This window comes from Delftia sp. 11MD, from assembly GCF_050907895.1.
Lineage (GTDB): Bacteria > Pseudomonadota > Gammaproteobacteria > Burkholderiales > Burkholderiaceae_C > Comamonas > Comamonas tsuruhatensis.
On sequence record NZ_CP194333.1, the window covers coordinates 3,375,415 to 3,400,747 of the forward strand.

23 protein-coding genes and 1 pseudogene are annotated in these 25,333 nt (G+C 63.9%); 17 read left to right on the plus strand and 7 right to left on the minus strand.

Annotated features, from left to right (window positions below; translation table 11 throughout):
- Positions 1 to 59: 59 nt before the first annotated feature.
- From ACRSCF_RS15315 to ACRSCF_RS15330, 4 genes are all read left to right on the plus strand, one after another.
- A complete protein-coding gene (locus ACRSCF_RS15315; protein ID WP_016454627.1) occupies positions 60 to 917 on the plus strand; it encodes a CbbQ/NirQ/NorQ/GpvN family protein in 858 nt (285 codons plus the stop codon).
- A gap of 12 nt (positions 918 to 929) precedes the next feature.
- Complete coding sequence (locus tag ACRSCF_RS15320; RefSeq protein ID WP_244451676.1) at positions 930 to 2,654, plus strand: nitric oxide reductase activation protein NorD; 1,725 nt, start codon at positions 930 to 932, stop codon at positions 2,652 to 2,654.
- 80 nt (positions 2,655 to 2,734) lie between these two features.
- Positions 2,735 to 3,883: a transporter substrate-binding domain-containing protein gene (locus ACRSCF_RS15325; protein WP_017405054.1), complete on the plus strand. Its 1,149-nt coding sequence runs from the start codon at positions 2,735 to 2,737 to the stop codon at positions 3,881 to 3,883.
- A gap of 2 nt (positions 3,884 to 3,885) precedes the next feature.
- On the plus strand, positions 3,886 to 4,575 hold the full coding sequence (locus ACRSCF_RS15330) for an ANTAR domain-containing response regulator (RefSeq protein ID WP_209803569.1): 690 nt from the start codon (positions 3,886 to 3,888) through the stop codon (positions 4,573 to 4,575).
- Positions 4,576 to 4,787: 212 nt separating this feature from the next.
- Here the strand turns inward: ACRSCF_RS15330 and ACRSCF_RS15335 are convergent, their stop codons facing one another.
- Together ACRSCF_RS15335 and ACRSCF_RS15340 are read right to left on the minus strand one after the other, a co-directional pair.
- On the minus strand, positions 4,788 to 5,927 hold the full coding sequence (locus ACRSCF_RS15335; protein WP_244451677.1) for a hypothetical protein: 1,140 nt from the start codon (positions 5,925 to 5,927) through the stop codon (positions 4,788 to 4,790).
- 199 nt (positions 5,928 to 6,126) lie between these two features.
- Positions 6,127 to 6,471: a hypothetical protein gene (locus ACRSCF_RS15340; RefSeq protein ID WP_244451678.1), complete on the minus strand. Its 345-nt coding sequence runs from the start codon at positions 6,469 to 6,471 to the stop codon at positions 6,127 to 6,129.
- A 188-nt stretch (positions 6,472 to 6,659) separates the two neighbouring features.
- Between ACRSCF_RS15340 and ACRSCF_RS15345 the strand changes: the two are divergent.
- Together ACRSCF_RS15345 and ACRSCF_RS15350 are read left to right on the plus strand one after the other, a co-directional pair.
- Positions 6,660 to 7,070: pseudogene (locus ACRSCF_RS15345) on the plus strand (hypothetical protein); the annotation flags it as partial.
- A 57-nt stretch (positions 7,071 to 7,127) separates the two neighbouring features.
- Entirely contained in the window at positions 7,128 to 8,594 is a 1,467-nt protein-coding gene (locus ACRSCF_RS15350) for an IPTL-CTERM sorting domain-containing protein (protein WP_244451679.1), read from the plus strand.
- A gap of 60 nt (positions 8,595 to 8,654) precedes the next feature.
- Here ACRSCF_RS15350 and ACRSCF_RS15355 read toward each other — a convergent pair whose 3' ends face one another.
- Entirely contained in the window at positions 8,655 to 8,933 is a 279-nt protein-coding gene (locus tag ACRSCF_RS15355; RefSeq protein ID WP_016445950.1) for a hypothetical protein, read from the minus strand.
- A gap of 166 nt (positions 8,934 to 9,099) precedes the next feature.
- Here ACRSCF_RS15355 and ACRSCF_RS15360 point away from each other — a divergent pair, with 166 nt between their 5' ends.
- Entirely contained in the window at positions 9,100 to 9,591 is a 492-nt protein-coding gene (locus tag ACRSCF_RS15360) for a hypothetical protein (protein WP_324622244.1), read from the plus strand.
- A 42-nt stretch (positions 9,592 to 9,633) separates the two neighbouring features.
- On the opposite strand, the gene ACRSCF_RS15365 is transcribed toward ACRSCF_RS15360, so the two are convergent.
- The 3 genes from ACRSCF_RS15365 to ACRSCF_RS15375 form a co-directional block, all read right to left on the minus strand.
- Positions 9,634 to 11,049: an HD domain-containing phosphohydrolase gene (locus ACRSCF_RS15365; RefSeq protein WP_244451681.1), complete on the minus strand. Its 1,416-nt coding sequence runs from the start codon at positions 11,047 to 11,049 to the stop codon at positions 9,634 to 9,636.
- Positions 11,050 to 11,146: 97 nt separating this feature from the next.
- Positions 11,147 to 11,314, minus strand: a complete 168-nt coding sequence (locus tag ACRSCF_RS15370) for a hypothetical protein (protein ID WP_156493777.1) — start codon at positions 11,312 to 11,314, stop codon at positions 11,147 to 11,149.
- A 335-nt stretch (positions 11,315 to 11,649) separates the two neighbouring features.
- Positions 11,650 to 11,880, minus strand: coding sequence for a hypothetical protein (locus ACRSCF_RS15375; protein ID WP_198818626.1), 231 nt, complete (start codon positions 11,878 to 11,880; stop codon positions 11,650 to 11,652).
- On the opposite strand from ACRSCF_RS15375, the gene dusA reads away from it, so the two are divergent.
- The 3 genes from dusA to rsxB all read left to right on the plus strand — a co-directional run bounded on the left by dusA (position 11,870) and on the right by rsxB (position 15,128).
- Entirely contained in the window at positions 11,870 to 12,847 is a 978-nt protein-coding gene (gene dusA / locus ACRSCF_RS15380) for a tRNA dihydrouridine(20/20a) synthase DusA (RefSeq protein WP_034363914.1), read from the plus strand. The genes ACRSCF_RS15375 and dusA overlap by 11 nt on opposite strands.
- 167 nt (positions 12,848 to 13,014) lie before the next feature.
- On the plus strand, positions 13,015 to 14,388 hold the full coding sequence (locus tag ACRSCF_RS15385) for a polyhydroxyalkanoate depolymerase (RefSeq protein ID WP_016445947.1): 1,374 nt from the start codon (positions 13,015 to 13,017) through the stop codon (positions 14,386 to 14,388).
- A 23-nt stretch (positions 14,389 to 14,411) separates the two neighbouring features.
- Positions 14,412 to 15,128: an electron transport complex subunit RsxB gene (gene rsxB, locus ACRSCF_RS15390; RefSeq protein WP_154834383.1), complete on the plus strand. Its 717-nt coding sequence runs from the start codon at positions 14,412 to 14,414 to the stop codon at positions 15,126 to 15,128.
- 36 nt (positions 15,129 to 15,164) lie between these two features.
- Here the strand turns inward: rsxB and ACRSCF_RS15395 are convergent, their stop codons facing one another.
- Positions 15,165 to 16,703, minus strand: coding sequence for a methyl-accepting chemotaxis protein (locus ACRSCF_RS15395; protein WP_034363912.1), 1,539 nt, complete (start codon positions 16,701 to 16,703; stop codon positions 15,165 to 15,167).
- 188 nt (positions 16,704 to 16,891) lie between these two features.
- On the opposite strand from ACRSCF_RS15395, the gene dapC reads away from it, so the two are divergent.
- The 7 genes from dapC to ACRSCF_RS15430 all read left to right on the plus strand — a co-directional run bounded on the left by dapC (position 16,892) and on the right by ACRSCF_RS15430 (position 25,333).
- Entirely contained in the window at positions 16,892 to 18,097 is a 1,206-nt protein-coding gene (dapC, locus tag ACRSCF_RS15400; RefSeq protein WP_026062293.1) for a succinyldiaminopimelate transaminase, read from the plus strand.
- A gap of 51 nt (positions 18,098 to 18,148) precedes the next feature.
- On the plus strand, positions 18,149 to 18,973 hold the full coding sequence (gene dapD, locus ACRSCF_RS15405; protein ID WP_012205450.1) for a 2,3,4,5-tetrahydropyridine-2,6-dicarboxylate N-succinyltransferase: 825 nt from the start codon (positions 18,149 to 18,151) through the stop codon (positions 18,971 to 18,973).
- A 180-nt stretch (positions 18,974 to 19,153) separates the two neighbouring features.
- Positions 19,154 to 20,323, plus strand: a complete 1,170-nt coding sequence (locus ACRSCF_RS15410; RefSeq protein ID WP_016445943.1) for a PilT/PilU family type 4a pilus ATPase — start codon at positions 19,154 to 19,156, stop codon at positions 20,321 to 20,323.
- A gap of 85 nt (positions 20,324 to 20,408) precedes the next feature.
- On the plus strand, positions 20,409 to 21,569 hold the full coding sequence (gene dapE / locus ACRSCF_RS15415) for a succinyl-diaminopimelate desuccinylase (RefSeq protein ID WP_034363910.1): 1,161 nt from the start codon (positions 20,409 to 20,411) through the stop codon (positions 21,567 to 21,569).
- 22 nt (positions 21,570 to 21,591) lie between these two features.
- Entirely contained in the window at positions 21,592 to 22,569 is a 978-nt protein-coding gene (gene prmB, locus ACRSCF_RS15420; protein ID WP_034363908.1) for a 50S ribosomal protein L3 N(5)-glutamine methyltransferase, read from the plus strand.
- Between the two features lies 1 nt (position 22,570).
- On the plus strand, positions 22,571 to 23,578 hold the full coding sequence (locus tag ACRSCF_RS15425) for a LysR family transcriptional regulator (protein ID WP_244451682.1): 1,008 nt from the start codon (positions 22,571 to 22,573) through the stop codon (positions 23,576 to 23,578).
- Between the two features lie 162 nt (positions 23,579 to 23,740).
- Positions 23,741 to 25,333 carry a class I adenylate-forming enzyme family protein gene (locus ACRSCF_RS15430; protein ID WP_034363907.1) on the plus strand — a complete coding sequence of 531 codons (1,593 nt, stop codon included), beginning with the start codon at positions 23,741 to 23,743 and terminating at the stop codon, positions 25,331 to 25,333.

The following is a 25,333-nucleotide window of genomic DNA, read 5'->3' on the forward strand; positions in this document are numbered from 1 at the left end:
CCGAGCCTGCAGGCCTGGGGGCAGGCCCGCATATGAACACGGAAAGGTGAAGAGTGAAGATGAGCACGACAACAACCACAGGCCCGCTGCACGCTCCTGCCAACCAGGCCGCCGACCCGCTGGCGGCCTACCGCATCGAGGAAGAGCCCTTCTACCGCCCCTCGGGCCGCGAGGTGCAGCTGTACCGCCAGGCCTACCAGCACCGCATGCCGCTCATCCTCAAGGGCCCCACGGGCTGCGGCAAGACGCGCTTTGTGGAGTACATGGCCTGGGCGCTCAAGCGCCCCCTGGTCACGCTGGCCTGCAACGAGGACATGACGGCCTCCGACCTGGTGGGCCGCTACCTGCTGGATGCCGACGGCACGGCCTGGCACGACGGCCCGCTGACCCTGGCCGTGCGCCACGGCGGCATCTGCTACCTGGACGAGGTGGTGGAGGCCCGCCAGGACACCACTGTCGTCATTCACCCGCTGACCGATGCGCGCCGTGCCCTGCCGCTGGACAAGAAGGGCGAGGTGGTGCATGCCCATCCCGACTTCCAGCTGGTGGTCTCCTACAACCCCGGCTACCAGAGCAGCGCCAAGGACATGAAGCCATCGACCCGCCAGCGCTTCGCGGCCCTGGACTTCGACTACCCGGCGCCCGAGATCGAGGCGGACATCGTGGCCCACGAGACCGGCATTGCCCCGGCCACCGCTCGCAGCCTGGTCAGCCTGGCACGCAGCACGCGCGAACTGCGCCACCGGGGCCTGGACGAAGGCGCCTCCACCCGCATGCTGATCTACGCAGGCCTGCTGATGCGCGACGGCATGCCGGTGCATGACAGCTGCGACATGACCATCACCAGCGCCCTGACCGACGACCCCGACACCGCCGCCGCGCTGCGCCAGCTGGTCGAAGCCGAGTTCGGCGCCTGAGGGCCGCGCGCCATGGCCATCGTCTCCGCTGTCTTGCCCGAAGAGTCCCGTCAGCTGCACACGCTGGGCCTGCTGGCCAGCGGCCTCGCGCGCCAGCCTGTCGCCGTGCAGGCGCTGGCCAGGGCTCCGGCGCCGGGCCAGGCCCACGCCCTGCCGCCGCGCGCCGTGCTGATCAGCCAGCCTGCCCGGCTGCTGATTCCCGCCAACTTGCCCATTCAGGCAAACCTGCACGCAGCAACGATGGCCCATGCCGCAGCCCATCTGCGCTTTTCACCCGCCCGCCAAGACAGCAGCGCCCTCAAGCCCATGGGCCAGGCCGTGGTGGGCGCACTGGAAGATGCGCGCGTGGAGCGGCTGCTGTGCCTGCAGCACCCCGGCGTGCGCCACTGGTTCGAGGCTTGCATCGCGCCCGAGCCCGACCCATCCGACCTGGGCTTTGCCGCCTTCATGGCCCGACTGGACCGCATGCTGCTGTGGCCAGAGCGCATGGACGGCAACCACTGGATCCACAAGGCCCGTGACCTGTTCGAGGACACCGCCACGCGCCATGGCCTGGAGGACTACGCCGCATTCCGGGCCATTGCCTCCATCCTGGCCAACGACCTGGGCCAGATGCGCGTGCGCATGGACCCGCAGCACCATGCCGTGCCCAGCACCTACCGTGATGACAACAGCTATCTCTGGCAGCATCCGGAGTCGCCCCAGGGCGAGGAAGACACACTCGCGCTGCAGCAGTCCGCTGCGCGTGCGGCCCCTCCTCCATCGGCCGGCGCAGGACAGCAGTCCGATGCACAGGAAGGCCAGTCGCTGGACCTGGACCCAGGCCTGGAACTGTCCCGCCACAGCTACCCCGAATGGGATCGCAGGCTGGAGCGCCTGAAGACGGACTGGTGCACCGTCATCGACACCCTGCCCGCATGGCAGGCCGAGGCTCTGGCCGGCAAAGGCTCCCAGGCCGGTAGACAGACACTGCCGCCCCTGCCGCTGCCGCCCGCACGCCAGCTGGACCGGCGCCAGCGCCTGCGCCGCCAGTGGGAAGGCGACGACCTGGACTTCAACGCCGCCATCGAGGTCCAGGTGGACCGCCGCCTGAACCTGCGCCCGGAACCACGCCTTTTCATGCGGGCCGGCAAAGGCCCGCGCCCCACCAGCGTGCTGGTGCTGATGGACGCTTCCGAATCGGTCAACACGCCCGGCCTCCACGGCGCCAGCCTGCTGGAGCTGGAGAAACAGGCGGCCCTCATGCTGGCCGAGTCGCGCGCAGGCCGCAGGACCGGCGTGGACCGCCTGGCCATCCACGCCTTCTCGTCCAACACGCGCGCCGAAGTCCGCTACCTGCGCCTGCTGGACTTCGGCCAACCCTTTGCCGCAGCAGCGGCCACCCGGTTGCAGGCACTGCAGGGGCGCCATTCCACACGCCTGGGCGCCGCCCTGCGCCACGCCAGCAGCCTGCTGGCGGCCGAGCCTGCCGGCCAGCGCCATCTGCTGGTGATCACCGATGGAGCACCCGCCGACATCGACGTGCATGACGACCGCTACCTGATCGAAGACGCGCGCTGCGCCGTGCAGCAGGCCCGCGCCGCAGGCATACGCATCAGTTGCCTGGCCGTGGACAGCCAGGCCGACGGCTATGTGCGCCACATCTTTGGCGGGCGCAACTACGGCATTGCCGACGACGCGCGGCATCTGCCAAGGCGGCTGTCCCAGATGGGCGCAAGGCTCGCAGCCGGCCGCTGACCACGGCAAGCGCCACGGAAATCTCGATTAACCTGAAGCCTGCAAAGAACGCACGCCAGCACCTGGCATACAAGGAACCCATGAACGACCCCGTCAGAGTCGGCATTCTTTACTCGGCCACCGGCACCACATCGACCATAGGCCAGTCCCAGCTGCAGGGCGCGCAGCTGGCCATCGACGAAATCAACGAGTCGGGCGGCCTGCTGGGGCGTGAACTGGTGGCAGTGCGCTACGACCCGGCCTCCACGCCGGCCCGCTATGCGGCGCTGGCCGAGCAGCTCATCGTGCGCGACGGCATCAACGTCATCTTCGGCTGCTACATGTCCAGCAGCCGCAAGGCCGTCATCCCCATCGTCGAGAAGTGGAACCGGCTGCTGTTCTATCCGACGCTCTACGAAGGCTTCGAGTTCTCGGGCAATGTCATCTACACCGGCGCCGCGCCCAACCAGAACAGCGTGCAGCTGGCCGACTACATGACCAGCAGCTTCGGCGCGCGGGTCTACCTCATCGGCTCGGACTACATCTATCCCTACGAGTCCAACCGCATCATGGGCGAGCTGGTCATGCAGCACCCGGGCAGCGACAAGCTGGGCGAACACTACCTGCCGCTGGACGCCACCGAGCGCGACTACGCGGCCATCATGCAGGACATCCGCGCAAGGCAGCCGGACTTCATCTTCTCCACCGTGGTCGGCGACTCCACGGCCAGCCTCTACCGCGCCTATGCAGAGGCAGGCTTCAATCCGCAGACCATGCCGATTGCCAGCCTCACCACCTCCGAGGCCGAGATCGCCCAGATGGGTGCCGACGTGGCGGCCGGCCACTTCACGGCCGCGCCCTACTTCCAGTCCATCGATTCACCGGCCAATGCGCGCTGCCTGGCCCGGCTGCGCCAGCGCCTGGGCGACGACTGCCGGCCCAACCTGTGCTGGGAAGCCGCCTACTTTCAGATGCACCTGTTCGCCAACGCCTTCCGCCAGGCCGGCAGCGACCGCATCGGCGATCTGCTGCCCCATCTGCTGGGCAGCGAGTTCGACGCGCCCCAGGGCCGCATCCGGCTCGATCCCGGCAACCACCACACCTGGCTGTACCCGCGCGTGGGCCGCGCCAATGCCCAAGGCGGCTTCACCATCGTGCGCCAAGCCACCCGGGCCGTCTCGCCCGACCCCTATTTGGTGACCCATTCACTGGGCGACTGGACTGCCAGCCTCGGTGCCCTGGAGAACTGAGCGTGGATGCCGCACCGAACAAGGAAACCGGCAGCGCTGCCACAGGCCGGCCGCTGCTGGAAAGAAAGCCGCTGCTGCGCGCCACCTCGCCCCAGCTCAAGGAACTGCGCCAGCTGCGCATTGCCGTCGTCCACCCCGACGACGCGGACGGCCGACTGCTGGCCCAGCAACTGCAGCGCATAGGCTGCCAGGTCCAGGCCATCTGGCCGCCCCAGCCCAGCCTGCCCGAAGGCACGGACGTGGTCTTCCTGGCCGTTCGCCCCGACCACCTGCAGTTGAACTACACCTGGACCCAGGGCGAGGGAGAGAGCCCGCCCACCGCCATCGCCGTGGTCAACTACGAGAACCCCACCATCGTCTCCGCCGTGCTGGAACTGCAAGTGCAGGCCATCCTGCCCACGCCCATCCGCTCCTTCGGCCTGCTGTCCACCCTGGTGCTGGCGCGCAGAAACCACAAGGAATCACGCCAGCAGCAGCAGCGCATCGCCAAGCTCCAGGCCAAGCTGCTGGGCCAGCGCCGCGTGGCCGAAGCCAAGGCCATCCTCATGCAAACCCACCACATCAACGAAGACCAGGCCTACGACATGATCCGCGCCCAGGCCATGAGCCGGCGCAGCTCGGTGGAGGAGATTGCCCAAGCCATCGTGCATGCGAGCGAAATACTGTCGCTGGGCAAGGGCGTGGGCGGGTAAATCACGCAGGACTCCTGCCGCCAGCAGCCATGGCTTGACCCCGGGGAACCAGGGTCCTCTTTCTTTTGAACGCATGCAGCGTGTCAAGAAAAGTGCCCCCGACGCCGAGGCTGTCGGGCTCGGCACGACGTGCTGATGCTCGCTAACTGAGGCTTCACATGGTCGGTTGATAGCAGAGTGCTTTCGCCTACAAGAGAAGCCTCTCAGCAACCTTACTTTGTCGCGGCCAGTTGGCTGATTCTCTGCATTGCGTTGTAGATTTCGCCAGCCATATACGAAGAAATCACTTCACTGCTAACGCCAGGAACGAGGGCAGCGCTTCCCTTCTCAGCGGAAGCGCTCCAATGCAGATTAAACAAAAGCTCCTTCATATCGGCAGACTCCATTACATCAGACATCAGCCCGTGAAATTCCGTAATGATCTCCATACGTTTCTCGCCATCCTTCGCCAGCTTGCAAAGCTGCTGAAACCAAGATGCTCCACGCAGGTATTCTAGGAATTCAAGTACTTCAGGTTGATATACACCCTCCTGCCCATCAACCAAGAACTCTTTCCCTGGCGCAAAAGTATCACGATAACGGAGAAGCTCCTGTAGCTCATCAGCATTGATGTCAAAATCCAGCGCTGCCAACTTCTTGCGCGGCACTTTTAGCCAGCGCAGTTTCATTTCATGTACATCGCTCGTAATGCGCTGCGGAACCTGGCTCACACCCTTCTCATACATCTGGATATCCTGAACAAGGAGAGGACGTTTCCCGATCAGGGAGGTTTTTGCCTCCTCACAAGCCCGGATGATCCAGTAAGATAGATCCTTGTCTTTGGCACTGAAGCTCGTGGAACTCCGGGCAATGAACTGAATATTTTCTGCCATTTCCCAAGCCACCACTGCCCAATAGCGGTGATCTGTCAGCTTCTCTCGGGAAGGCGATTCGTCATGAATATACTCATTCCATGGACCGCTGGGCACAGTTCCGATGGCGGCAACCACTGCGGTCTTTTCATGGGTTCCCAACCATCCATAGCCATGAGCCTTGCCCCCTTCGAAAACACATAGAGCGTAGTCTTTACTGCTCTCCTCTGATTCAAAACGGACGAAGCTTCCATCTCGCACAAAAGAAGCCAGCGCCTCAAACTGTTCGGATACCTGTTTGGTTATTTTATCAACATCAATCTCATCAATTATTAGCAGAGTTTTTTGATATTTTCCATGCCAGCCAATAGCTGCCATTGCGGCATCCAACGGCATATCCTCGGCAATCCATCCCTTGTCCTGCAGAAGCTTGGAAATCTCCTTGCCTTGCTTCTTGGCAATCTTGATGTTGATTTCAGTCTGACGAAAAGCGATACCCATTGCCAATTTCCTCTGAATATTTATCGCAAGCCTTGACACAGCTTCAGGCGCACGCATGAAACGCCCTCCCAGGCGCATGCGTTCAAGTTACGAACGCAGCTTCCCGCAGACGGAATATAGCCTCAGAGCACCCTCCGGAAGTTGACGCTTTGTCCAGTCATCACCACCTGCGGATCTATTCTCAAGCGAAGCCTGCCATTCAGAAACGATCATTCCTCGGGCGCCGAAGAGTTCGAATAATGGCTCTCAGTCCTGCCGTATTTCTTGGCCGTCGCAGTGAGCGCACAAGGGCCGTGGGCCGCTCGGACGCCCTGCGTTCCGCGCAGACCTCGCTGCGTACCGCCTCCTTGCGTACCGACTGCTCGGCCTTGTCCTGGATGCGCTCCGACAGCACCCAGCTCCATTCATCACGCTCAGCGCCTTGCGGATCGCCCCCCTGGCTGATGTTCTGCTCTGCTGCGATCTGCCTCAGGCCCTTGATGCCGGCCCTGTAGTCCAGCTCGATGCGTTCCCACTGCTGAAACTGCTTGTATTCCGTGCTCATCCCCCGAAGCTGGCAGGCTTAGGACGACCACCGCAGGGCCAGGCCGCCTAGCCGGAGTAACTACCAAGTTTCAGTGATAGACACAATATACACAAATTCATACAATTTGCAGCGCGTTTGGTCATCAAACAAAAGTTCAGCAAACAGAGCTAGAGAGATTGCGCCGATCTCCAAAGTAAGGGAACAACATGTCTTCTGGGGCTTTCCGCACAGGGGTGCTAGGCGGCATCTTTGCTCTTGTCACCTACGCCGGCTCTGCAAGCGCACAGCTGATCTTGTCCGCGTCCCACACCGATGCCTCTTGTAACGGGGCAAACAACGGCACGGCCACTGCCCAAATCACCCAGAACGGTGTTGCGCCCTTCAGCTACTCATGGAGCCCCTCTGGAGGCACAAACGCTACCGCAACAGGGCTCACAGCAGGCACCTATACAGTTACGGTTACTGACAATAACGGCCTGCAAGGAACAGCGTCTACGACCGTTGGACAGCCTGAAACATTGTCAGGCACGCAGTCGCAGATCAATCCCGTTGGAGGCAACAACGGTAGCGCAACAGTTGTCGCGACAGGGGGGACTCCTGGCTACGCTTACTCATGGACCCCCTCCGGTGGCGCAGCGGCAACCGCGACAGGACTGGCTCCCGGTCAATATTCGGTGACCATCACAGACTCCAAAGCCTGCCAAACCACGCTGAGCTACACGCTTGTAGCTCCTGCCGCCTCAGTGCAATCAGTAAGTGTTCCCCCCGACGGAACCTATAGTGCTGGACAGAACCTGCAGTTCACTGTGACCTACAGCGCTCCCGTGACCGTCACAGCTGGCGGCACACCCTCAATTCCTTTGACGATTGGTTCAACTCTGCGGCAAGCGAACTTCGTCGGTGGCAGCAACAGCTCCGCCCTGACCTTCATATATACCGTGCAGCCAGGTGATGTTGACGCAAATGGAGTGTCGTTAGGAACCGCTATCGATCTCAATGGGAGCACGATGACGAGCGGTGGCACCAACGTTGTGCTGAATTTGGCGAACGTAGGCGCCACGACCGGCGTACTGGTGAATGGACAGCAAAACCAGAACATCACGTTCCCAAACCCCGGCGACCAAACTTTCGGCACAACGCCAACACTGACCGCGACGGCCAGCTCCAGCCTGCCGGTGGCCTTCAGCGCAAACACAACTGCGGTGTGCACGGTCACCACGGGCGGCACGCTGACTTTTGTGAACACAGGCTCTTGCACCGTTGATGCGAACCAAAGTGGTAACGCAAGCTACCTGCCTGCATCACAGGTGTCTCAAACCTTCATGGTGAATGCAGCGGCACCCGGAGCCCCCACCATCGGCAACATCGCTGCAGACGACGGGCAGGCTACGGTAACCTTCACTGCACCTGCTTCCAATGGCGGCGCGCCCATCACAGGCTATACCGTGATCGCGACCCCCGTGGCCGTGCCCGGTGCGCCTGGCGTGATCACTCAGCAAGGAACGACATCCCCCATCGTCGTGGCTGGCCTGAGCAATGGCTTCACCTATAACTTCACGGTCGCAGCCTCCAACGGGACAACCGGTGCAGCCTCTGCAAGCACACAAGCCACGCCACGCAAACTGCAACTGGTGAGCGCGCCCGGCAGCGTGCCTGGCATGACCGGCATACCGTCTGCCACGATGTCCGGCGGCGGCACCACTTGCACGCTGCAACCTGGCGGCGGCTTCGGACCTGTGACCTCCACCCCACCGAACCTGCAAGCGCCCAGCGGACAGTTCGCTTTCAGCGCCGAAAACTGCACCGGATCTGTGACGATGACTCTCACCTATCCCAGCGCTCTCCCCGAAGGCGTGCAGTTCCGCAAGCCCGATGGTGTCGGCGGCTGGTTTGACCCTGCGACCGCGCTGAACGTGATCGTGGACAGCGCGCGCACCACGGTGACCTACACCATCACGGACAACGGCCCTGGTGACACCAACCCTGCCGTGGGCGTGATCGCCGATCCGCTCGTGCCCGTGCTGGCAGCAGCCCCAACAGGCGGCGCAGCAGCCGTTCCCACGCTCAGCGAATGGGGCGCCATCCTGATGTCTGCCCTGCTGGCAATATTCGGCCTGCGCCGCATGCGCCGCCAGCGCTGATGCAGGCCTGACTTGAAAAAGCAAGGCCCGCAACTGCGGGCCTTTCCTTTGTCCGGGCGTCTACAGGCGGCGCGCGGCGATCAGCAGGCGCTCGGCCAGCGTGGGCTTTGCAGCCAATCGTCCTGCCGTTCCCAATACACCGTCGCGGCCCGTGGCTGCGCGCGCTATCAGTGCCGTGCCCAGCGCACCACTCACAAGGCGGCCCATGCCACTTTCCGCGCGCCGGGCATGGCGCAGCGCCAAGAGGCCGGCACCGAGCACCAGCCAATGCTCTCCCGTGAATCCCTTGCGAGAGTCGTCCCACTTGCGCAGGTCCTGGATCTTTTCTGAAATCGCCATTCATTGCTCCTGTTGCTTCAGAGCTGTCATGGTGTGCCAGCAACAGGCTGCAGGCTGTCGGTCCCTGGGCAAGATTCCGGTGGCGAGAGTCCTACGGACGCGCAGCGAGGACCGGCCCCAGCAATCCCGCTTGATGCGCTCCCACTGCGGCGCCTGCATGTGTTCCTTGCTCATCCTGCCGAAGGTGGCAGCCTTGGTAGGCACGACGTCGAGATTTACGCCAAGTGACCATCCGTGTTTCCACGTATATCCAGATATTACTCTTGCCAAGCGTGATTTTGATAATAAATTATCAAAATCAATTACTTTGTCAAATTTTGCATCAATTGAAATATCGAGCGGCTTTCATAATAACATTTCATGCTCAAGAATTGGCATGGTGGCGCCAATAATAAATCACAGCACAGCGAGGCATAAATTGATCGAAGGCGGATGGTGGAAAGCCTATACAAAAAATGGCCGGTATATAGGAATAATCGAAGGAGATGAATTCATAGTCGGAAAAACGAGGATTTTATACAGAATAAGCAAAAACAAGCTGTATTCAACAGAAGTACCGCCTTCACTTATAGCTGACATATCAGAAAAACAAGCAATTACAACCAATGGAGAAATTCTACTCAAATTCTCAAAAACAACCAGAGAGCGAAGGCTATAAAAAACTGGACCAAGTCCAGACCAAAATAATTACTCAATCCAATCAAACAGCCGTCGCTACAGCACGAATTGGAAACTTTCGACCAAGATCAACACGTAATTGCATTCTGCGTATCAACTCTGGCGTCAAAACTCGACCTGCTGTAAGCAAGACCAAGCCTTCCCTCGATACGAAGTCTTGAGCCAAAATCATCCCTGGCCTCAATTCTGAACAGGGAACATTAATTGGAGCCGGGTCGGGAGCAGGGGTCGCCTGAATCACAATTTGCAAGAAAGCATCCACAACCTCTGGATCAAATTGTGCTCCTCTACTATGCGAAATGAGCGTTCTTGCCTCTGCGCAAGTTAGCGGCTTACTGCTCAAATGCCCCACCATCAGGTCATCGTAAAAATCAGCAACCGCAATTATGCGAGCACCTATTGGAATATCCTTCCCCTTTAGGCCATCAGGGTAACCTGCCCCATCGAATCGCTCATGGTGAGACCTGACGAGAGTAGCGACAAGATGCGCATCATCTATCGACAGAAGCAGTTGCTCTCCCAAACTGCTATGGTTTCTATACTTATCCAGTTCCTCATGACTTAAACTTGGGACGGGCTTGCTTAACATCCCATCGGGAAGAGTAATATGAGCGATATCATGAATGAGCGCAGCGACAAAAGCATTCTGCTGCTCTGCTTCACTTAGCTGCATAATACTTGCGGTTCGGCGGGTTAGATCCGCAACGCGTCTTGAATGTCCGGCAAGTATCCCCCCTCGCCACTCAAGCAGATTTGAAAACATTCGGATCGATGCGACGAAGCTTTTTTTAAGTTTCCTATGCGCCTCCAACAATTCGTCGTCATGCTCATGGGCAGTCAGCTCAACAGCTGCATTTAGTTCTGCCAACTCCTTCGTCAGCGCTCTATTTTTTTGCTCTAGCCGAATATTCTCATAGCGTGTAATTTTTTGATCATTCAGTTGCTCAATGACAGCCAAAAATTGCTCACTATTCCAAGGTTTGACTATATGGCGGTGCAAGCCCAGCAACCGACCAAGGCCTTTCGTAATTGCCACAGGACTGCATTCCGAAAGAAAAATCACGAACAGATCAGGGGACTGCCCAACGAGATTTTCCAGCCACTGCCCACCATCCTTGTCAATTACACGCGTATTGCATATCAACAAGTCAATTCGTCCACCAGCAAACTCAGCCAACGCTTCCGGCGCACTTGCCGCCATTCGCATATCATATCCAGCCTGACCGAGCAACAGGCCCAACCCTGAAAAATCTTCCACCTCGCAATCAACCATCAATGCTTGCAACCGCGATTGCGGCGCGAATGATTCTTGCCTCTCTCTAACATTCATTTGGCGTGCCTCCATTTGTCTTATTCGATGCATGGCCTCGCCAATATGCCATCGAAAAGCAATGTGCAGATAGAAATTCTTTACCAACACCAAATGAATGAAGATCAAATTTATCCGCTTCTCGCCACTCACTTACATCTAGCTACCATTACCCCAGTTTCGCGCAATGGATGAAATTTGCTCCAGGGAGAGCTCTCACTTGGATTCAAGGCAGTCTTGTCGGCCACGCTTGAAGCCCGGCCGCGTAGGCGGGCACCCGCGTGCGCAGCAGCTTGAGCCTGGCGCGGTCCAGCACCTGCAGCGGCGCATCAATGCCGCGCGCGGCCGAAGCATGCAGGAAGACCTGGCGCAGCCACACCATGTCATTGAGCACGGCGGCGGGCCGGCCTCGTCTTCCGTGCGCCGCTTCTTGGTGTGGCCCATCAGATCCTGCACCGTGAGCTTGGCGGCCTGGAGGTCGGCCCGACCAGAGGCCTGCAGTCGCGCGATGCCGGCCTTTTTGCAACGGCCCCACTCAGTCACGTTTTTGACCGCACTGACATAATCCCGCTGTGGCTCCCCCACTGAAATTTTCTTGCGCACGGCCTGGCGCCTGGCCAGAAGCGTGCTCCCGGTCCATCTCGTGCTCGCGCCTGCGCAGCCACCCATTGGCCAGCACTTTCCGACGGTAGGCCTGGCTTTCGCGGTGGACAAACGTGCCGTTCTCCATCAGCCGGATCTGTGCGGTGCAGGCAAGCGGGCAAGCAAGCCATCCGTGCGCTTGCGTGAAGTGATGGTCCCATCTGTTTTGCGACAGGTGAAGGATGTGGCAAAGCCAGCGAGAAAATCAGCAAAAACGGGGTTGGATGGCGAAGAACCAGACAACGACGCCAGAGCAAAAAACCCAATCAGATCAATGACAAACGTAGAAAACCAAGCACCTGCCAGCATGTGGCGCATGTCCGTTGCGCCCATGATGGACTGGACTGACAAGCACTGCCGCTACCTGCACCGACTGCTGAGCCGCCATACCCTGCTGTATACCGAGATGGTGACCACGGGCGCACTGCTGCACGGTGATGTGCCACGGCATCTGCGGTTCGAGGCCGAGGAGCATCCGGTGGCGTTGCAGCTCGGCGGCAGCGAGCCGTCGGATCTGGCGCAGGCTGCGCGGTTGGGAGCGCAGTGGGGATATGACGAGATCAATCTGAACTGCGGCTGCCCCAGCGAGCGGGTGCAGCGCGGTGCATTTGGCGCCTGCCTGATGAACGAGGCGCCGCTGGTGGCCGATTGCGTGAAGGCCATGGTGGATGTGGTGGACGTGCCTGTCACGGTGAAGCACCGCATCGGCATCGACAAGGACGAGAGCTACGGATTCGTGCGTGACTTCGTGGGCACGGTGGCCGATGCGGGATGCCGCGTGTTCATCGTTCACGCACGCAATGCCTGGCTCAAAGGCTTGTCTCCCAAGGAAAACCGCGAGATCCCGCCGCTGCGCTACGAGATCGTGGCCCGGCTCAAGCAGGATTTTCCGCAGCTGACCATTGCCATCAATGGCGGCATCAAGTCCGACGCCACCGTGCAGGAGCTGCTGCAGCAGGTCGATGGCGTGATGGTGGGGCGTGAGGCCTATCACAACCCCTGGTGGCTGGCCTCGTGGGATGCGCTGTACTACGGCGATGCTGGCGTGGAGCACACGCGCGAGTCCATCGAGGAGCAGATGGTGGCCTACATGGAGCGAGAGGCGCGCACGCACGGCACGCACTGGTATTCGATAGCCCGCCATATGTTGGGGTTGCGCAACGGGCTGGCAGGTGCGCGGCGCTGGCGCCAGGTGTGGAGCAACCACCAGTTCAAGCAGTTGCCGCCTTCAGAGGTGATGCGGCTTGCGCGCACCAAACCGGCCGAAGCGGCGCTTGCCGCCTAGCGCGCCGCACTGCATTGCAGGAATGCCGGGGGCTGGGCGGCCGCCAGCTTACAACCATCAGTCAAGCTATCACTTAAGCGACAGCATTAGAGGGGTTTTACTACCAATTTTCTTAGCGTGCTGCTGATATATTGCACTGCAACAAATCCAAACAACCCCTTGTATCCATGCTCTATCAGCTCTACGAAATCCAGCGCGCCATGGTCGAGCCCTTTGCCGATTTCGCGCAGGCTGCAGCCAAGCTCTACAGCAACCCCCACTCGCTGCTGAGCCAGGGTCCGATGTCCCAGCGCATGGCCGCCGGGTTCGACCTGTTCTACCGCCTGGGCAAGGATTACGAAAAGCCCGAGTTCAACCTGCGCAGCGTCGATGTCGGCGGCGTGGACGTGACGATCCGCGAGCGGGTCGAAGTGGACAAGCCGTTTTGCGAGCTGCGCCGCTTCAAGCGCTTCTCCGACGACACCGAGACACTGCAGACCATGCTGAGCCAGCCCGTGGTGCTGATCGTGGCGCCGCTGTCGGGCCACTACGCCACGCTGCTGCGCGATACGGTGCAAAGCATGCTGGGCGACCACAAGGTCTACATCACCGACTGGAAGAACGCCCGCCTGGTGCCGCTGGCCGATGGCGAGTTCCACCTCGACGACTACGTGAACTATGTGCAGGAGTTCATCCGCTACCTGCAGGGCAAGTACGGCCAGTGCCATGTGGTCAGCGTCTGCCAGCCCACGGTGCCGGTGCTGGCTGCCGTGTCGCTGATGGCCAGCCGTGGCGAGACGCCTCCGCTGTCCATGACCATGATGGGCGGCCCCATCGATGCGCGCCGCTCGCCGACCTCGGTGAACAACCTGGCGCAGAACCGCAGCTTCGAGTGGTTCGAGAACAATGTGATCTACCGCGTGCCCGAAGGCTATCCGGGCGTGGGTCGCCGCGTCTACCCCGGTTTCCTGCAGTACTCGGGCTTCGTGGCCATGAACCCGGATCGCCACGCCAAGAGCCACTACGACTACTTCAAGGACCTGATCAAGGGTGACGACGCCAGCGCCGAGCACCACCGCAAGTTCTATGACGAGTACAACGCCGTGCTCGACATGGATGCCGACTACTACCTCGAGACCATCGCCACGGTGTTCCAGGACTACAAGCTGGTCCATGGCACCTGGGAAGTGCGTTCGCCCGAGGACAAGGTTGAACTGGTGCGCCCGCAGGACATCAAGGGCAGCGCCCTGCTGACCATCGAGGGCGAGCTGGACGACATCTCCGGCTCCGGCCAGACGCGGGCTGCGCACGATCTGTGCACGGGCATTGCCGCGGATCAGCGCAGGCACCTTGAAGTGCCGGGCGCGGGACACTACGGGATTTTCAGCGGCCGCCGCTGGCGAGAGATCGTCTATCCGCAGGTGCGCGAATTCATCAGCACCCACCAGCCCGAGAGCGCCACCGCCGCCAGCGCTGCAGGCCATGCCAGCAGCCTGAGCGATGACGCGCCAACGGCCGCCGAGCAGCCACGCAAGCGTGGCGCCAAGGTGCAGGCAGGCTGATTCCCGAGCAAGCCCGCCACGCCATGTCCTCCACCGCCATGCTCGCCCGCGACGATCTGGCAGCGCGCATAGACGCCGCGCTGCCGCAGACGCAGTGCACGCGTTGCGGCTACCCTGACTGCGCCAGCTACGCCCAGGCCGTGGCCTCGGGCGAGGCTGGCATCAACCAGTGCCCACCGGGCGGCGCTGCGGGCGTGGAACGGCTGGCCGCATTGACGGGTCGGCCTATTGTTGCGCTGAGCGCCGAGCACGGCATGGAAGCCCCGCGCACCGTGGCCGTGATCGACGAGGCCTGGTGCATCGGTTGCACCCTGTGCATCAAGGCCTGCCCCACGGATGCCATCCTGGGGGCCAACAAGTTCATGCACACGGTGATCGCAGCCCACTGCACGGGATGCGAACTGTGCATTCCCGTGTGTCCGGTCGATTGCATCGAACTGCACAACGCCAGCGGCCCGGCCACAGGCTGGTCTGCCTGGAGCCCCCAGCAGGCCGAGCATGCGCGCCAGCGCTATGTGCTGCACCGCGAGCGTGAAGTGGAGCGCGAGCGTTTGAGTGCAAGCCGGGCAGCGACGCCTCTTGCGCAGGCAGAGCAGGCAGCAGCCGACGACGCCAGCCCTCAAGCACCCTGCCCCGCACCTCCCGTGGCCGAGAGCAAGCAGGCCACCATCGCCGCCATCCTGGCCCGCGCACGTGCCCAGCGCGCGGGCGGCGGTTCATCGCCGAACGCGTGCCAGTGAAGCCCGCCAGGCGGCAGTCTGCCTTCCAGGCCAAGGCTAGGCCGCCAGCGCCAGACTCTTGTAGACGCCGCATCCCCAGTACAGCCCGCCATGCTTGCAGACGAAGGACATCTTGGTCTGTACCTGTTGCGTGGCAGGGTTTCTGAAGTCGTACTCCACCCAGCCTGGGCCGCGCTCGGCCTGGGCAATGATGTCGGCCAGCAGCTGCTCACCCCGCACGCCTGGCAGCTCCTGCACGCGCACGCCCACACGCGCAGGGTTGCCGCCAAAGGCGCGGTAGCTGCCGTCGGCGGCCAGGGCGAAAACGTACATATCGCGGTCATGGAAGGGCTGGCCGGGGTCGTTCACGGCGGCCAGCAGTGCCTCGGTGGCCACTCCGCGCCGCGCCAGGCCCAGGGCCGACTCGACCAGGGCCACGGCCTCCTCCGCCGTGCCCTGCTGCAGCCGAAAGCGCGACACCGCCCCTGACAGCATCTGCGCGCGCTGCTGCAGCGCGCGTGCCTGGTCCAGCGCGTGGCCCACCATCTGCGCGTTGTGCTGGGTGATCTCGTCGATCTGGTGCACGGCGCGGCTGATCTCGGCCAGGCCCGTGCTCTGGCTGCCGGTCGATTGCGAGAGCTCGCCCATGTGCTCGGCCACCTGGCGGATGCCTTCGGTCACGCGCTCCATGCCACGTCCGGCCGTGCGGATCAACTCGGTGCTGTGCTCCACCTGGGCCAGCGCATCGCCGATCAGGTGGCGGATCTCGCGGGCCGCCTCAGCCGAGCGGCCGGCCAGGGAGCGCACCTCGCTGGCCACCACGGCAAAGCCGCGGCCCTGCTCGCCCGCACGCGCCGCCTCCACGGCCGCGTTCAGCGCCAGGATGTTGGTCTGAAACGCAATGCCGTCGATCACACCGATGATCTCGCGCATGCGGCCGGCGCTGCTTTCAATGGTCTCCACCGACTCCACGGCGCGGCCCATGGCCACCACGCCTTCATCGGCGGCGCCGCGCACGGCGCTGGCCTGGTGATGGACCACGCCCACCACATCGGCGTTGTGCTGCACGGCGCTGCTCAACTGCTCCACGCTGACCACGGTCTGGGCCAGGTTGGTGGCCTGCAGCTCGGTGCGATCGGACAGCGCCTGGTGCTCGTTCACCAGTTGTTGCCCGGCCTGCGCCACCAGGGCCGCATTGCTGCGCACATCGGCCACCATGCCCGACAGCGAGGTCACCATGCCGCCCAGCAAGGCCTTGGGCGTCTGGACGTCGCCTGCGCCCTCCTGGGAGGCCGCAGCCTCCACGGCCACGCGCTGGCTCAGGTCTCCCTGGGCGATGCCCTGCATGGCCTGCTGCAGCAATTCGCGCTCGCCGATCACCCGCGACCAGAGCCTGTGCATGCCGCCCAGCAGCAGCCCGGCCCACAGCAGCAAGGCTGCCCAAACCCAGGGCCCCAGGCCCATCGAATCGGCCACCAACGCCAGCGCCGGTCCCGCCAATGCCCACACCGTGCATACGAGGAAGCCGGCACCTGGGCCGGATGTATGCTTACGATGCCTGCTTCCATCTTTTTCCATGCCAGCGCCTGCCTGCATAGCTGTCTGCCTCTCTTGTCATTGGTATCTGGAATTCACCGTTTGCGAGGCCCCGCCACACGAGTTGGCATGGCCCCAGTCGAGACCATGCCAGAATAGGTAACAGAATGCAAAAAAGCCAGCGTGCAGACCCGCAGTCCCCTGTGACAATGGCATGCCGAAAGCGCATCAATCCATAATGCGAGCCCATGAATCCCCTGCTCTCCCGACTCCAGCCCTACCCGTTTGAGCGTCTTCGCAAACTGTTCGCCGGGGTCCAGCCACCGGCGGGCGTGCGCCCCATCAGCCTTGGCATCGGAGAGCCCCGCCATGCCACGCCGCCCTTCATCGAACAGGCGCTGAGCGCCGACCTGGGCGGCCTGGCCAAGTACCCGGCCACCGCCGGCGAGCCCGCGCTGCGCGAAGCCTGCGCCCAGTGGGCGCGCCAGCGCTACGGCATTGCGCTGGACGCCGCCGCCCAGGTGCTGCCGGTCAACGGCTCGCGCGAGGCCCTGTTCTCCTTCACCCAGGTCGTGGTGGACGCCAGCCAGGACGGCGCGCGCGTGATCTGCCCCAACCCGTTCTATCAAATCTACGAAGGCGCCACCCTGCTGGCCGGCGCCCAGCCGTACTACGCCCCCAGCGATGCTGCGCGCAATTTCGCGGTGGACTGGGACAGCGTTCCCGCCGACGTGTGGGAAAAGACCCAGCTGATCTTCGTGTGCTCTCCCGGCAACCCCACAGGCGCGGTGATGCCGCTGGCCGAATGGGAAAAGCTGTTTGCGCTGTCCGACCGCCATGGCTTCGTGATTGCCAGCGACGAGTGCTATAGCGAGATCTACTTCGACGGCACGCCTCCACTGGGCGGACTGGAAGCCGCGCAGCGCCTGGGCCGCACGGACTACAAGAACCTGCTGATGTTCACCAGCCTGTCCAAGCGCAGCAATGTGCCTGGCCTGCGCAGCGGTTTCGTGGCGGGCGATGCGGCCCTGATCAAGGCCTTTTTGCTGTACCGCACCTACCACGGCGGCGCCATGAGCCCCGTGGTGCAGACGGCCAGCATCGCGGCCTGGGCCGACGAGGCCCATGTCGAGGAAAACCGCCGCCTGTACCGCGAAAAGTTCAACCAGGTCACCCCCGTGCTGGCGCGCGTGATGGATGTGCGCCTGCCCGATGCCAGCTTCTACCTGTGGGCCGGCATTCCCGAATCGCTGGGCCTGGACGACGCCGACTTTGCCCGCGAGCTGTATGCCGCCACCGGCGTGACCGTGCTGCCCGGCAGCTACCTGGCGCGCGAGGCCAATGGCCGCAATCCGGGCGCCGGGCGCGTGCGCATGGCCCTGGTGGCCGAGACCGCCGAATGCCTGGAGGCGGCCCAGCGCATTGCACAATTCATAGAATCACGCCAGCGCTGAGCCACGCCTGGCCACCCCTTTCCTCACAAACCCTTTGATCACCAAAGCCATATGACGCAACAGCTGCAATCCATCATCGACACCGCCTGGGACAACCGTGCCAGCCTCTCCCCCGCTGCCGCGCCCAAGGAAGTGACCGAGGCCGTGGACCACGTGATCGAAGCCCTGAACAACGGCCAGCTGCGCGTGGCCACGCGCGAAGGCGTGGGCCAGTGGACCGTGCACCAGTGGATCAAGAAGGCCGTGCTGCTGTCCTTCCGCCTCAAGGACAACGTGCTGATGCAGTCCGGCGACCTGAACTTCTTCGACAAGGTGCCCACCAAGTTCGCCGGCATGACCGAGGCCGAGATCGCCGCCACCGGCGTGCGCGTCGTGCCTCCGGCCGTGGCCCGCCGTGGCAGCTTCGTGGCCAAGGGCGCCATCCTGATGCCCTCCTACGTGAACATCGGCGCCTACGTGGACGAAGGCACCATGGTCGACACCTGGGCCACCGTGGGCTCCTGCGCCCAGGTCGGCAAGAACGTGCACCTGTCCGGCGGCGTGGGCCTGGGCGGCGTGCTGGAGCCGCTGCAGGCCAACCCGACCATCATCGAGGACAACTGCTTCATCGGCGCGCGTTCCGAAATCGTCGAAGGCGTGATCGTGGAAGAGAACTCGGTGATCTCCATGGGCGTGTACATCGGCCAGTCCACTCCCATCTATGACCGTGCGACCGGCGAGACCAGCTACGGCCGCGTGCCCGCCGGCTCGGTGGTGGTGTCGGGGAACCTGCCCAAGGACAACGGCCGCTACAGCATGTACGCCGCCATCATCGTCAAGAAGGTCGATGCCAAGACACGCTCCACCACGAGCCTGAACGACCTGCTGCGCGATTGACCTGCATCCGGACCGCGCCAAAGGCGTGGTTGCGGCGCCAAAACATCCCCTGTTCAGGGGATGGACCAAGGCATACTCTCGAGGGCGTCCCCGGCCACCAGGCAGCGGACGCCCGTTTCACGTCAAAAGCGCGTGACAACGATCCAAGAACAGCTACAGCACACGAATTTGGGGGAACACATGGGCACGATGGAGAGGATTTTGCGCCTGATGGGCGAGAAGCAGGCGTCCGACGTCTACCTGGCGGTCAACGCGCCGGCGCTGATCAAGATCAACGGCGAATGCGTCCCCATCAACAACCAGCTGCTGCCGCCCGATGCGCCGCGCAGCCTGCTGGCCGAGATCGTGCCGGCCGAGCGCCTGCAGGAGCTGGACGAGACGGGCGAGCTCAACATGGGCGTGCCGCTGCGCGGCGTGGGGCGTTTCCGCGTCAGCGCCATGCACCAGCGCGGCAGCTGCGCCGTGGTGATCCGCTTCATCGCCCAGCACATCCCGCCCATGGACACGCTGAACCTGCCGCCCGTGCTGGGCGAGCTGATCATGCAAAAGCGCGGCCTGCTGCTGGTCGTGGGCTCCACGGGCTCGGGCAAGAGCACGACGCTGGCCTCGATGATCGACGCGCGCAATGAAAAGCTCACGGGCCACATCCTCACCATCGAGGACCCCATCGAATACCAGTTCCGCAACAAGCGCTCCATCGTCAACCAGCGCGAAGTGGGATCCGACACGGCATCGCTGCAGGTTGCGCTCAAGAATGCGCTGCGCCAGGCGCCCGACGTGATCCTGATCGGCGAGATCCGCGACCGCGAGACCATGTCCTCGGCCATGGGCTTTGCGCAGTCGGGCCATTTGTGCCTTGCCACGCTGCACGCCAACAACAGCTACCACGCGCTCAACCGCATCCTGTCCTTCTTCCCCGAGGAAATCCGGCCGACCATGCTGGGCGAGCTGTCGGCAGCGCTCAAGGGCGTGATCTCCCAGCGCCTGGTGCGCACCGTGGATGGCGGCCGCATGCCGGCCGTCGAGGTGATGCTCAACACCAAGCTGATCGCCGACCTGATCGAGCGCGGCAACTTCTCGGGCGTCAAGGAGGCCATGGAGAAATCCATGGCCGAAGGCTCGCAGACCTTTGAAGAGGCGCTGGCCCAGCTGATCCGCTCGGGCCGCATCGACCGCGCCGAGGGACTGGCCTTTGCCGACTCGCCCACCAACCTGATGTGGCGCCTGGAAAACGACGTGGTCAAGGCCGGCCATGCCGCGCCGTCCAGCCAGTTCGCCGAACTGGCCACGCCCGGCGAGGACGACATGCCCTCGTTCACCGAAATCATGCTGGAAGTCAAGCCGAACTGAACGGCCGGGCCTGCAGCGTTCACAATGTCGGAGCACGCTGGCGCCAGCCAGCCCTCCGACTTTTTTGTTTTTTGACCTTCCCACCATGTCCCGCACCTTGCAACTGACCGAGCAGCTGATCAGCCTGCCATCCGTGACCCCGGAAGACGCCGGCTGCCTTGAACTCCTGGCCGATGCCCTGCTGCCCATGGGCTTTGCCTGCGAGCGCATCGACAGCGGCCCAGACAGCTTTCGCGTGCGCAATCTCTGGGCCAGGCGCTCCGGCGCAGGCACCGACCGGCCCGTGCTGGTCTTTGCCGGTCATACCGACGTGGTGCCCACCGGCCCCCTGGAGCAGTGGAACAGCCCGCCCTTCGTGCCCACGCACCGCGACGGCAAGCTGTACGGCCGCGGCGCCAGCGACATGAAGACCTCCATCGCCGCCTTTGTCGTGGCACTGGAGGAGTTCCTGGCCGAGACGCCAACTCCCTCCTTCGACATTGCCCTGCTGCTGACCAGCGACGAGGAAGGCCCTTCGGTGGACGGCACCAAGGTCGTGGTCGAGCTGCTGCGCGAGCGCGGCGAGCGCCTGGACTGGTGCATCGTGGGCGAGCCCACCTCCGTGGACCGCACGGGCGACATGATCAAGAACGGCCGCCGGGGCACCATGAGCGGACGCCTCACCGTCAAGGGCATCCAGGGCCACATCGCCTACCCGCAGCTGGCGCGCAACCCCATCCACCAGGCCCTGCCGGCCCTGGCCGAACTGGCCGCCACGCGCTGGGACGAGGGCAACGCCTTCTTCCCGCCCACCAGCTGGCAGATCAGCAACATGCATGGCGGCACGGGCGCATCCAACGTCATCCCCGGCCATGTGACCATCGACTTCAACTTCCGTTTCTGCACCGAGTCCACGGCCGAATCGCTGCAGCAGCGCGTGCACGCCGTGCTGGACCGCCATGGACTGGAGTACGAGCTGGCCTGGACCATCGGCGGCCAGCCCTTCCTGACCACGCCGGGCACGCTGGTGAATGCCGTGCAGGCGGCCATCCGCGCCGAGACCGGCCTGGAGACCGAGCTGTCCACCACGGGCGGCACCAGCGACGGCCGCTTCATCGCCCAGATCTGCAGCCAGGTCGTGGAAGTGGGCCCGCCCAACGCCAGCATCCACAAGATCGACGAGCACATCGTGGTGGCCGACATCGAGCCCCTCAAGAACATTTACCGCCGCACGCTCCAGGAGCTGCAGCGCCAGCAGGCCGCCTGAACGCGCGCCCAAGGAGCCGACGATGACATCCGCCCCCACCCCTGCCAATATTCCCGCCATCTCGGGCAGCACCATCGCCGACCTCGTGGCCTCGGGCGCCGCGGCGCTCACGGCGGCCGGCGTGGCCTTTGGCCACGGCACGGCCACGGCCGAAGACGAATCGGCCTGGCTCACGCTCTGGAAGCTGGGCCTGCCACTGGACAGCGAACTGGCGCCGGGCGCGCCCGAGTCCCTGGCCAGCCAGCCGGTGAGCGCCGAGCAGCAGGCCGAAGTGGCTGCGCTGTTCGCCGAGCGCATCCGAACGCGCAAGCCCGCCGCCTACCTCACGCGCGAGGCCTGGCTGCAGGGCGTGCCCTTCTACGTGGACGAGCGCGCCATCGTGCCGCGCAGCTTCATTGCCGAACTGCTGGCCGACGGCAGCATCGACGGCTGGCTGTCCGACCGCACGCGCCGCGTGCTGGACCTGTGCACCGGCAACGGCAGCCTGGCCTGCCTGGCGGCCATGGCCTGGCCCGAGGTCGAGGTCACGGGCGCCGACATCTCGGCCGACGCGCTGGCCGTGGCCCGCATCAACGTGGACCGCCATGAACTCGCCGAGCGCGTGCAATTGCTGGAAAGCGACGGCCTGGCCGCCCTGCCCGGCCCCTGGGACCTGGTGCTGTGCAACCCGCCCTATGTGAACGCCGACAGCATGTCGCGCCTGCCCGCCGAGTACCAGGCCGAGCCCGAGCTGGCGCTGGCCGGCGGTGCCGACGGCATGGACTTCATCCGCCGCCTGCTGCAGGACCTGCCCTCGCGCCTGGCCAAGGAAGGCGTGGTCGTGCTGGAGATCGGCAATGAAAAGGACTTCTTCGAAGCCGCCTTCCCCGACCTGCCCGTGTTCTGGCTGGACACCAGCTCGGGCGACGAGCAGGTGCTGCTGATCACCCAGGAGGCACTGCGCGCCTGGACCGAAGGCGATATCGAGGCCCTGCGCCCGCAATACCGCCCCCTGGGCTGAGATGGACCTGCGGGCGCTGCGCTACTTCATCGCCGTGCTGGAGGCTGGCAGCCTCTCGCGCGCCGCGCACTCGCTGTACGTGGCCCAGCCTGCGCTCACGGCGCAGATCAAGAAGCTGGAAGGCGAGCTGGGTGCGCAACTGCTGGAGCGCAGCCACGCCGGCGTGACCCCCACCCCGGCCGGCGCGCAGCTGTACGAGGATGCCCGCCGCCTGCTGTCCGACGCCGATGCCATGCGCGAGCGCATACAGCGCCTGCCCCAAGGCCCCGAAGGCTCGGTCACCATCGCCCTGCCCTTTTTGCTGACCAGCCTGCTGGCAGGCCCCCTGATTGCCAGCCTGCGCCACACCCACCCGCGCATACGCATCTTCGTGCTCGACGACCTGAGCCTGATGGTGCAAAAGGCCATGCTGGACCGGCGCGCCGACCTGGCCATTCTTGTGGACACGGCCAGCCTGCATGACCTGCAGGTGCAGCCCATGGCAGAGGAATCCATCTACGTCTGCGGCCAGGATGTCGATGGCAGCGTGGCCCCGCTGCTGCGCCCGGCGCCGGACGGCGGCCTGCCGCACATGGACTTTGCCCATGCCTGCCAGCTGCCGCTGGTGCTGCAGTCGCGCCGCTTTTCCATCCGCCAGACCGTGGAGGCCGCCGCCGATGCGCGGGAGCTGCGGCTGAACATCGTCCACGAACACGATTCCGCGCGCGTCATCCGCTCGCTCTACCACTGCGGCGCGGGCTTCACCTTCACGCCCGCCTGCTCGCTGAGCGATGCGCCCGCCTGGCTGCGCGAGGGCGCCAAGGCGGCGCCCACGGGCCTCCAGCCCGGCTGGATCGTGGCCCAGGTCGCGGCGCCCGCGCTGCTGCGCCGCTACTTCCTGGCCGTGCAGGCCAACCGCGGCGGTGACCCGGCACTGCAGGTGGTCCGGCAGGCACTGCTGGACCAGGCCCGGCAACTGATCACGGCGGGCCTCTGGCAGGCGCGCTGGCAGCATCCGCAGCAGATGTGATGCAGCAGTCCGATGGTCATCAGCAAAAACGGCAAGGGTTGGTCTGGACATCAATTTTTCTGATGCAACTGAATCACTAATCGGTATTTCCCCGGCCCGGTCCTCTTCTGCAACAGTGCATGGCACGCCGCGCAAAACGCGCGGCTTCAGCCAAGGAATGCCATGCACGAGACATCCCGGCCCACCGCAGGCCACCCCCATTCCCTCCCCATACCCAATGTCGGCGAACTCGTCGCACGCAGCTGCAGGGCCCATGCCGAGCAACCTGCGGTGACCAGCGCCACGCGCAGCATCAGCTACGCAGAGCTTGAGCAGCGCTCCAACCGCCTGGCGAACGCCCTGCTTGCCCAGGGGCTGGCCCGCGGCGACCGCGTGGGCATCTACCTGCCCAATTGCGTGGAAATCGTGGAGATCGAGATCGCCTGCTACAAGGCCGGGCTCATCAAGGCGCCCTTCAACGCACGCCTGTCTCCACGCGAAGTAGGCGATATCGCGGCCAACAGCGATGCTTCCATCATCGTGACCACGGCCGCGCGCGCCGAGGCCTTCAAGCCGCACCTGCAGTCTGCCGACGTGCGCCTGCTGCTGCTGGACGGCCCTGCCGACAGCAACTACGAAGCGCTGCTCGCCCGCGCCAGCGACCGCTTCCAGCCCGTGGACGTGCACGAGCACGAGGTGGCCGTGCTGCACTACACCTCGGGCTCGTCGGGCGTGCTCAAGGCCGCCATGCAGACCTTCGGCAACCGCCTGGCCCAGCTGCGCAAATTCCTGATGCGCGGCGAGGGCATGCAGGCCGGCCATGTGCTGGGACTGGTGGGGCCGGTCACCCACGCCTCGGGCATGCAGATGGTGCCGGCGCTGTGCACGGGCGCCACCATCCACCTGTTCTCGGGCTTCGAGCCTGGCGCCTTCATGGCCGAGATGCAGGCGCGGCGCGTCACCCATACCTTCATGGTGCCCACCATGATCAACATGCTGCTGGCCGAGATCGGCGGCCGCTACCGCCCGCTGCCCGACCTGCAACGCCTGGGCTACGGCGCAGCGCCCATGGCGCCCGCGCGCATCCTGCAGGCCATGGACGTGTTCGGCCCCATCCTGTCCCAGGGCTACGGCGCGGGCGAGACCACCTCCGGCGTCTGCGGCCTGACGGTGCAGGACCACCTGCAGGCGCGCGCGTCGCGGCCCGAGCGGCTGGCATCCTGCGGCCGGCCCTTCCTGGAATCCCTGGTGGAGGTGGTGGACGACGAAGGCCGCCGCGTGCCCGAGGGCGAGATCGGCGAGATCGTGGTCAGCGGCGCCGATGTCTTCGCAGGCTACTGGCGCGCGCCCGAGCTGACGGCCGAGGTGCTCAGGAACGGCCGCTACCACACGGGCGACCTGGCCCGCATGGACGAGCAGGGCTTTGTCTACATCGTGGACCGCAAGAAGGACATGGTCATCAGCGGCGGCTTCAACGTCTATCCGTCCGAGGTGGAGTCCGTGCTCTACGAACATGCCTCGGTGGCCGATGCCTGCGTGTTCGCCATTCCCGACGACAAATGGGGCGAGGCCGTGGCCGCCCACATCGTGCTCAAGCCCGGCCTGGCCGGCGACAGTGCCGCGCTGGACCGCTTTTGCGCCGAGCGCCTGGGCGGCTTCAAGCGCCCGCGCCACATCGAATTCGTGCAGCAGCTGCCCAAGAACCCCAACGGCAAGGTCATGCGCCGCGCCGTGCAGGCGCCCTACTGGGCCAACCACGCCCGCAAGGTGAACTGA

Excerpts from the sequence above, each read along its gene's own strand:
- dapD (WP_012205450.1), top strand. The coding sequence starts at position 18,149 with ATGACGCAACAGCTGCAATCCATCATCGACACCGCCTGGGACAACCGT.
- dapC (WP_026062293.1), top strand. The coding sequence starts at position 16,892 with ATGAATCCCCTGCTCTCCCGACTCCAGCCCTACCCGTTTGAGCGTCTT.
- ACRSCF_RS15325 (WP_017405054.1), top strand. The coding sequence starts at position 2,735 with ATGAACGACCCCGTCAGAGTCGGCATTCTTTACTCGGCCACCGGCACC.
- dusA (WP_034363914.1), top strand. The coding sequence starts at position 11,870 with ATGTGGCGCATGTCCGTTGCGCCCATGATGGACTGGACTGACAAGCAC.
- ACRSCF_RS15320 (WP_244451676.1), top strand. The coding sequence starts at position 930 with ATGGCCATCGTCTCCGCTGTCTTGCCCGAAGAGTCCCGTCAGCTGCAC.
- ACRSCF_RS15355 (WP_016445950.1), bottom strand. The coding sequence starts at position 8,933 with ATGGCGATTTCAGAAAAGATCCAGGACCTGCGCAAGTGGGACGACTCT.
- ACRSCF_RS15340 (WP_244451678.1), bottom strand. The coding sequence starts at position 6,471 with ATGAGCACGGAATACAAGCAGTTTCAGCAGTGGGAACGCATCGAGCTG.
- ACRSCF_RS15315 (WP_016454627.1), top strand. The coding sequence starts at position 60 with ATGAGCACGACAACAACCACAGGCCCGCTGCACGCTCCTGCCAACCAG.
- ACRSCF_RS15395 (WP_034363912.1), bottom strand. The coding sequence starts at position 16,703 with ATGCAGGCAGGCGCTGGCATGGAAAAAGATGGAAGCAGGCATCGTAAG.
- prmB (WP_034363908.1), top strand. The coding sequence starts at position 21,592 with ATGACATCCGCCCCCACCCCTGCCAATATTCCCGCCATCTCGGGCAGC.
- ACRSCF_RS15335 (WP_244451677.1), bottom strand. The coding sequence starts at position 5,927 with ATGGGTATCGCTTTTCGTCAGACTGAAATCAACATCAAGATTGCCAAG.
- rsxB (WP_154834383.1), top strand. The coding sequence starts at position 14,412 with ATGTCCTCCACCGCCATGCTCGCCCGCGACGATCTGGCAGCGCGCATA.
- ACRSCF_RS15385 (WP_016445947.1), top strand. The coding sequence starts at position 13,015 with ATGCTCTATCAGCTCTACGAAATCCAGCGCGCCATGGTCGAGCCCTTT.
- ACRSCF_RS15425 (WP_244451682.1), top strand. The coding sequence starts at position 22,571 with ATGGACCTGCGGGCGCTGCGCTACTTCATCGCCGTGCTGGAGGCTGGC.
- ACRSCF_RS15430 (WP_034363907.1), top strand. The coding sequence starts at position 23,741 with ATGCACGAGACATCCCGGCCCACCGCAGGCCACCCCCATTCCCTCCCC.
- dapE (WP_034363910.1), top strand. The coding sequence starts at position 20,409 with ATGTCCCGCACCTTGCAACTGACCGAGCAGCTGATCAGCCTGCCATCC.
- ACRSCF_RS15410 (WP_016445943.1), top strand. The coding sequence starts at position 19,154 with ATGGGCACGATGGAGAGGATTTTGCGCCTGATGGGCGAGAAGCAGGCG.
- ACRSCF_RS15375 (WP_198818626.1), bottom strand. The coding sequence starts at position 11,880 with ATGCGCCACATGCTGGCAGGTGCTTGGTTTTCTACGTTTGTCATTGAT.